The organism is Xanthomonas nasturtii, assembly GCF_001660815.1.
Taxonomy (GTDB): Bacteria; Pseudomonadota; Gammaproteobacteria; order Xanthomonadales; family Xanthomonadaceae; genus Xanthomonas; species Xanthomonas nasturtii.
In genome coordinates, this window is the sequence record NZ_LYMI01000047.1 from 22808 (window position 1) to 30353 (window position 7546).

7 protein-coding genes and 2 pseudogenes are annotated in these 7546 nt (G+C 56.3%); 4 read left to right on the top strand and 5 right to left on the bottom strand.

The window, feature by feature from the left end; all coding sequences use genetic code 11:
* Window positions 1-2: 2 nt before the first annotated feature.
* Both A7D16_RS16540 and A7D16_RS21800 read left to right on the top strand, forming a co-directional pair.
* On the top strand, window positions 3-2201 hold the full coding sequence (locus tag A7D16_RS16540; RefSeq protein WP_064634350.1) for a DEAD/DEAH box helicase: 2199 nt from the start codon (window positions 3-5) through the stop codon (window positions 2199-2201).
* Window positions 2202-2213: 12 nt separating this feature from the next.
* Complete coding sequence (locus A7D16_RS21800; RefSeq protein ID WP_082925828.1) at window positions 2214-2945, top strand: hypothetical protein; 732 nt, start codon at window positions 2214-2216, stop codon at window positions 2943-2945.
* A 54-nt stretch (window positions 2946-2999) separates the two neighbouring features.
* Here A7D16_RS21800 and A7D16_RS16545 read toward each other — a convergent pair whose 3' ends face one another.
* The 5 genes from A7D16_RS16545 to A7D16_RS21805 form a co-directional block, all read right to left on the bottom strand.
* A complete protein-coding gene (locus tag A7D16_RS16545) occupies window positions 3000-4067 on the bottom strand; it encodes an ankyrin repeat domain-containing protein (RefSeq protein WP_064634353.1) in 1068 nt (355 codons plus the stop codon).
* 92 nt (window positions 4068-4159) lie between these two features.
* The gene (locus A7D16_RS16550; protein WP_064634368.1) at window positions 4160-4393 is read right to left on the bottom strand and encodes a hypothetical protein; all 234 of its coding nucleotides are present in this window, start codon (window positions 4391-4393) and stop codon (window positions 4160-4162) included.
* 171 nt (window positions 4394-4564) lie between these two features.
* Window positions 4565-5215, bottom strand: coding sequence for a hypothetical protein (locus A7D16_RS16555; RefSeq protein WP_064634355.1), 651 nt, complete (start codon window positions 5213-5215; stop codon window positions 4565-4567).
* A gap of 103 nt (window positions 5216-5318) precedes the next feature.
* Window positions 5319-5957, bottom strand: coding sequence for a DUF6988 family protein (locus tag A7D16_RS16560; RefSeq protein ID WP_064634357.1), 639 nt, complete (start codon window positions 5955-5957; stop codon window positions 5319-5321).
* 200 nt (window positions 5958-6157) lie between these two features.
* On the bottom strand, window positions 6158-6637 hold the full coding sequence (locus tag A7D16_RS21805) for a JAB domain-containing protein (protein WP_082925829.1): 480 nt from the start codon (window positions 6635-6637) through the stop codon (window positions 6158-6160).
* Between the two features lie 467 nt (window positions 6638-7104).
* On the opposite strand from A7D16_RS21805, the pseudogene A7D16_RS23800 reads away from it, so the two are divergent.
* Both A7D16_RS23800 and A7D16_RS24525 read left to right on the top strand, forming a co-directional pair.
* Window positions 7105-7419, top strand: a pseudogene (locus A7D16_RS23800) (hypothetical protein); the annotation flags it as partial.
* A 56-nt stretch (window positions 7420-7475) separates the two neighbouring features.
* Window positions 7476-7546, top strand: a pseudogene (locus tag A7D16_RS24525) (transposase); the annotation flags it as partial.

A 7546-nucleotide genomic window follows, 5' to 3' on the forward strand; every position in this document is an offset into this window, starting at 1 on the left:
CGATGAGCCAGTCAAGCGCGTTCTCTCTTCTTTCGCCAGGCATCCAGCGCTACTTGTGGGCGGAGCAATGGGAAGCCTTGCGGGATGTGCAGGAAATGGCCATCCCACTGATCCTGCCTGCCGATCAAGATGTGATCGTTGCCGCCAGCACCGCCTCGGGCAAGACGGAAGCTGCTTTCCTGCCGGCGCTGACCTATCTTGAACAGCAGATCCCAGCAGGTTTGATCGTTTACATCAGCCCCTTAAAAGCCTTGATCAATGATCAGTTCGGTCGATTGGAGCGGTTGTGCGAAGACCTCGACATTCCGGTGTGGCCGTGGCATGGGGACATCAGCAGCACAAGCAAACAGCGCTTTTTCAAGAAACCACATGGCGTCGTTCTAATCACGCCAGAGTCGCTAGAAGCAATGCTGTGCAACCGAGGCACCTCGATTGCCGGCATCTTCAAGCAGCTGGCTTACTTTGTGATCGACGAGCTGCATGCCTTCATCGGCAGTGAGCGCGGCAAACAGCTTCAATCCTTGCTGCACAGGATCGATACCGTCGTTGGTCGCAAAGTGCCTCGCATTGGGCTATCGGCAACACTGGGTGATATGCAGGCGGCGGCGCGCTTTTTGCGTCCAGCGGGGACCGCCGCGATTGTCGACGCCCCTTCCGATGCGTCAGAACTTCTCCTTATCATCAAGGGCTTTGAAGAACCTGTGCCTCAGAAGAGCGAAGCTGATGACAAGAAGGAGAAGCAAGAGTTAGCGCCATTGGCTGTGGCCGAGCATTTGTTCAAAACCCTTCGCGGCAGCAACAATCTGGTCTTTCCCAACAGCCGCCGTGAGGTCGAGCGCTATACCCACCTGCTTAATGAGCTTTGCGAAAAAGGTGGTGTGGCGCGCGAGTTCTGGCCGCACCATGGCAGCCTTTCCAAAGAAATTCGCTACGACACTGAGGCTGCGCTCAAACAAAAGAATCAGCCAGCGACTGCCGTCTGCACCAATACGCTGGAGCTTGGCATCGATATCGGTGCGGTCAGGAGCGTTGCCCAAATCGGAACGCCCCCCACTGTTGCCAGTCTTCGCCAGCGCATGGGCAGATCCGGAAGACGCAAAGGTGAAGCTGCGATCTTGCGCGGCTATGTGATTGAAGATGCCATCGACTCGCAGGCGGATCTTCGAACACGCCTGAGGCTCGATACCTTCCAGACTTTGGCCGTGGTCATGCTGCTAACCGAGAAATGGTATGAGCCGCCTGTGGTCAAAGGTGCGCATCTTTCCACCTTCATCCAGCAGCTTCTCTCTGCCATTGCCCAGTATGGCGGCCTGACCGCAGCCCAGGCATTTCAATTGCTGTGCGCGCCTAATGCTCCTTTTAATCAGGTGTCTCGTGATGCGTTTGTCGAGCTGCTGCGCCATTTGGGGCAGCAAGACATCTTGATCCAAGACGGATCCGGACTTTTGCTACACGGGCCTGTCGGTGATCGGATCGTCAACCACTACTCGTTCTATGCAGCGTTCACGGTCGACGAAGAATTCCGGATTTTCGCAGCTGGCAAGCCACTTGGCACCCTGCCCGTTTCTCAGATGCTCACGACCGGCCAGCGTATCTTGTTTGGTGGACGCACTTGGCTTGTCGAGCAAATCGACGAAGGCCAGAAGACGATTTACGTGTCTGCCACCAAGAGTGGCGCGCCACCATTGTTCAGCGGCGGCGGCGGACGCGTGCACACCAAGGTGCGTCAGACCATGCGCGCGATCTATCAGGGAACACTGAGGCCAAAGTTTGTGGATGCGTGTGCGCAGCGCTTCATCGACGAAGGACGGACCAGCTACCAGCACCATGGCTTGGATGATCAACTCTTTCTGGATAGGGGAAGCGACATCCTGCTTCTCACTTGGCTGGGCGATGCGGCCAACGATGCAATCGCTTGCTTACTCAATGCTAGGAACTTCAAGGCGCAGGGTAGCCGCCTGGGGGTCGAGATCACGCGGGGTCCGAATGCCCTTGAGAACATCCAGACAGCGCTCAGAGCGATTGCCGCTACACCAACCCCGTCAATTGAAGTGCTATTGGCAGGTGCGAAAAATCTGGCCAGCCAAAAGTGGGACAGTTTGCTTTCGCCCCACTTGCTTCAAGTGTCTTATGCCAGCTCTAACCTAGACCTTGATGAGGCGATGGGTTGGCTACGCAGCTCCTTCCCATCTCGAAGTTGATCTACGAGAACTATGCGCCATATCGAAATTGTCCGATCGAAGCGTTCCACCCCGTCACCAGAAGACGCGAACAGTGCATCTTCCAAGAGGTCGTGGTCCATCACCCGGTTCGTCGGCAGTCTGGCTGCCGTGACAACACTAGCTGGAATCGTTCTTCACGGCTGCGGGCATGTCGCCTACACCAGCTATCTCAAAGCGTGGGGAGTTCAAGCCGACTTATTTCCACAATCGGCCGACTGGAAGGTCGTTCGCGGCTACTACGCCATCGTGCTGCAAGGGCTTGGAATGTTTCGCTCGTTCCCCTGGTTTTCTGTAGCAGCAGCCTTTGTTTTTGTGTGGATCGCAGTTTTGATCTACCGGCTGCCCGCTCGACCAGTTAGCGAAGGTCGAATTAAGGATTTTTTTCTGCGACATCCATGGATCAAGCTTATTTCCTCATCGGCAGGCATTGCTGCCTCGGGGGTTTATCTCGCACTGACACTATTTCTCGTCGGCCTGTTGGTGGCGACCTTGCCGGGTTTGCTTGGCGAGCATGCTGGTAAAGATGACGCAAACACAGAAAAGGGTCGCCTCCTTGGTCCGGTATCGCGAGGCAATTCAGAACTCTGGGAAAAGGGTGAGCGAAAGATCCGAGGCCACATCATTGCCAGCAGCTCTGACCTGATCGCCATCTACGACACTGATCTCCATCAGGTCCGAACGCTATCGCGTGGCGATTGGGAGATACGAAGAGCAGGTCCTTAGAAGCAGAGGTGCGAGGATACCGACAACGTCGGGTCCTATTTCGACAACATCCGCTTACAAGCGCACGCTACGAGATGAGTTCATCATCGCCGGCCCTGCCGTATCACTCTGTGCCACCCTTTTGCGCTCGTTGGATTGAAGCTCTCTACGCTGCTTGGCCGTATCAACTCTGGCAATCGCCTCATCAAGCTTCGCCTCAATCGCTTCGTCTGTGATCAGGTCCCGCACATCATCTAAGTTCGCTCGGCGAACCAAGATATCGGCCACCTCATCATGGCCATTTTCGAGTGCGACGTGCAAAGCCAATTCGGGATAGGCGGTCTTGTGCGCAAATTCCAAGATGGACTTGACGATACCTACATGCCCGGTTCGTGCTGCAGATTGCAGCGCCTCTTCGCCAAAGTCACGTGGCGCACGGTGGGTTGTCACGATCGCCCCTAGCAAGGTGCGCACCAGGCGTTCATGGCCTTTGTCAGCTGCCGCGTTAAGCCCCAACGAAAAGGTATCTTCCGGATCTGGAAGGCCAGCTTCTAGCAAAAACTCAACGACCTCGACATGATTGTTCTCGGCTGCCGCTGCAAAGCCGTGCTGCGCACATTGGATCTTGGATGAATAAGGCAACAGATGCTTGACCACCTCCACATGTCCTTCTTTGCATGCGGCAATCAATGCTCGACTGTCCTGTGCCTTGGCATCTGAGAACAGGACCAATTGAAAGACGACATCTGCATGACCACGGCGCGCGGCCTCATACAACGCAAGTGAGTCATGTTGCAGAGGGCTACACTCTTTGAGCAGGCGTTTGACGCACTCCGTGTGCCCGTGCCTGGCAGCAAGCACCAATGCCTCGTCATCCTCTGTGTCGCAAAATGCCATGAGCTGCTCGAGTGCCCGCAGTGATCCTGCCTTAGCAGCAACATCAAGCGGATAGACCTCAAATGACTCTGACAGCAGTGGCGCCAGTTGATCAACCAAGCTTTCTTTGCCGCTCGTGATTGCCACCTCAATGGCGTAGCGTGCTGCAGCATCGCTATCGCTTTGAGCCTGACAAAGCGACATCACATACGCCTCACTCCCCTGCTTCACTGCCTGTCTAATCTTTCTTTTAAGTGTCTGGTCCATTTTCTCTCCTCCCCTTCAACTTAACGCCATCACGCCTTTCGTCAAGATCGCAGCGTGACAGCGTCAGCCGATTGGAGAAGCCCAGACGGGACTTACAGATCATCGATGCCTGGAACATCGTCATCGTAGTCGCACGCAATGAGCGAGCCGGTTTCATCTTCGATGCGAAGGATCTCAGGTGCGCTTTGCCATTGGTCGAAATCAAAGTCGCTGTAAGCAATCGCGTTGATATCGCATTTGGAAAGTGCTTCCTCTGGCGAGCTCGCCTCAATCGTTGCCCAGTGGACGATTTGGGCATACGCATTAATCTCGATGGTGTATTTCATCTTGCTCTCCGTGCTTGGTGACTTGCCAAGCTTCGGAACGCAATCTATGCATCGCAGCCGCATCGCTACAGGCCGAAATCACCCCGGATCGCTGAACAACCATTTATCAGTCGCCGGCCACCCTGGTGACTAGATGCGCCAGACTGTCAATGTCTTAGGGCAGCCGGCGCGCTAAACGGGCTTCGTGTCCTCTTCCAGCTCCTGGCGATCCAGCAAGGCCATCTTGGCTGCATGGACCGTCATCAGATGGGATCGGTAGGCGTTTCGCCAGCGCCTCTTCTCAGAGCTTGATTGCCAAGGCAACTCCAAGACCTGATCGATGGTCAGAGCCAAGATCGTCGCTCCCTGCTGGAAGGCTTCTTCAATCGCACTCATGTCGAGGCCTGTGATCCCTGCATGCGAGATCACGCTCTTGATCTTGTCGGGCGACTCGCGAATCACAATGAAGGGAATGCCCTTCCCCGTTCTGCCAAACTTGCCCGAAATCGGCTCTTGGATCTTTTCGCGCGCTTTGGTGACTTGGGCATACCACGTCAAGAGTTCTACCTTAGCAATCGAGCGTGGCGTGCTCTTGCTGATCAGAAACGGATTGCCGTGCTCACGCTTGAACTGGTCGAATTGGCGTCTCGGGATGCCAAGGTAGAACTCCGCCATGGCTTGGGTAAAGCGCGTTGTGCCCAGGGATTGATCAAGCATCTTGCGAAGACTGGGGAAGTCTCGTGCATTGATGATCGCATTGCGCTCATCGCGCTTCGCGATGACTTCAAGCGCAGCGCGTAAAAATCCGTCTTCGAAGCTTTCCGCCTTCCCGATGTTCGTCATCCGACCCCCTCACTTGTTCAGGCCTTACTGCGAGAACCTTGCATCGCAAGCTTGCCACTCACCAGCCTGAAAGCCCGTTGGCGATGGCGCTTGCCTGAAAATCCTAACGTATTCGTGGAGGAAGCACAGCGGGAAATCCGTCCGACGTCTTGACAACCCATCGCACCGCGTTTTGGCTACCTGTAGTGATCGCAAGTTGCATGTGGGCCATCACCACGAGCGCGTTGCTTTGTTTGACAACCAGCTCCACGAGTTCAAGCGGGAAGCCCGTTCGCAATCGATGAAGTGCATGTGCACCCGCGTGGACAAACGAGTTGAGTGCCGCCCAAGAGTATTGCTTGAACTCCAAAAACGCCCGCAGTGGCTCGGATGCCTGCTTCACCGTTTCCAGAGCTTGAAGCATCTTGGATAGCATGGGCAAACGAGCCGCTAGTGATTCACTTGTCGGTGTCAGCTCTTCCTGCAAGCAGGCCACCTCAGTATCACTCGCGCAGTAAAGGACCCACACGGCTCTCACCAGTGCTTCGAACTGCGCACGATGAATGACCAAGGTGGAGGGCTCAGCACCAGCCGCGAGAAGGCAGCGAATCGCAGCGGCATGTTCAATCGAAAGCAAACAAAGTGTGCGACAGACTTGCAGCTTGGCCGTTTGATCAAACGGCGGAGCCGCTGTGATCGGCCCCAAGCCATCCAACAGCGCGTCGGACCCATCAAAAAGCTTCTCAACCCGCTCAGACATCATGCTTCCCCAAGCATTGAAACAGCTGGATCGCATCCTGGCTCATCAATAACTCCCTCCTTCGATTTCTCATTTGGATCTTGCCGTAATGGCGTAAGCAGCGGAAGAAGCTTGAAGACCGGACTCAAGCGTAGCGCCATATCTTTTGCAAGATCAGGCGCACTGGGTGGTCTTCTGCTACCGAACGACGAAAGAGAGGGGGGCTACGCCCACCCTCTTGCTGCAAGGCTGGTGTGCTGCCGCCCGCCGATCACCAGGTGGTCCAGCACCCCGATGTCGAGAAGGCCCAGAGCCTGATGCAGGCGCTCGGTGACCTTGCGGTCAGCTTCGCTTGGCTCCGGATTGCCGCTTGGGTGATTATGGAAAAGGAGGACGGCAGCAGCGTTCAAGTCCAGGGCGCGCTTGGCGACCACCCGAGGGTGCACCTCGCAGCCGTCGATGGTGCCGAAGAAGAGATGTTCGGTTGCCAAGATCTGATGCTTGATGTCCAGGAAGACGACCCCGAAGACTTCGTGTGGCAGGTGAGCGCAGCGGGCAATCAAGTAGTCACCGGCTTGCTCTGGGCTGTGGATGCGGCCTTGGCGTTGAAGGCGCTGTTCCAGGATGGTTGCTGCGGCGAGCAAGATGCCCTCTTCGTCCATCTGGAGTTGGTATTGAGCCTTGATGTCTCGGGTGCGCTTCATCGGTTCTTCTCCACCAGCGCGTTGTGCGCCTCGTGGGAACCGACAGGCGAAGCGTCCGGCCCTACCGCACCCGGGAGTGGGCACCGCGCAAGCGGCGCACAGTGAAGGGCCGCAACAAAGCGCCAGCGACGAGAAGGAGGCATTGTCCTTGCGGTCGGGACAGCGAAGCTAAGGTCCCTTTGAGAGGCCCAGCGCTGGTAGAGAGTAGTGATGAGCTATTGCCATGCCGGTGGTTGAGGCGCCAAGAGGGCTGCATGCTGCTGGCGTGCAATTTTTGCCGACCGCCAACTTGTTCATGCCGTAAGCGTCCGCTCACAAGAAATGCCCGTGCTCACAGCATTTCGGCTGCACTAGTCTCAGGCACGCAGCTCAACCGGGTGTCGTAAAGCTATGGGACACTCAAACCATCTACGGACTTGCGGCCAACCATGCGAAACGCTCAGTTAAAGGCTGCTCTGGCTCTTCGAATGCAAGTGCGAGTGTTTGCAGCATTGGTGGTCATATCAATTACGGGATGCGCGACGGCTGGCCCCTTCACTAGCCAGCCCATCGAAGGCCCCGTGCGCCTGGGAGAAGTTGCGGCGGTTGACGGGCCCAAGGTCCGTCCCGACCAAGTGATTGAGGACAGCCGTTGCCCGGCTGATGTCCAATGTATTCACGCAGGGCGGCTGATCGTCGGGACGACCGTGCTCGGCGGCGGCTGGTCCCAGCAGACTGATCTCACGCTTGGCGTTCCGGTGCCTGTTGCCGATGGCATGTTGACGCTGGTGCGACGTTCCCCCGATTTTGAGTAGCGCCGCAGTTTGGAGTCCAATTCCCTACCCGAAGGAGATTGGACGTGAAGAAGCGTTTTACTGACGAGCAGGTCATCGGCTTTCTGCGTGAGGCCGAAAGCGGCGTGGCGATCAA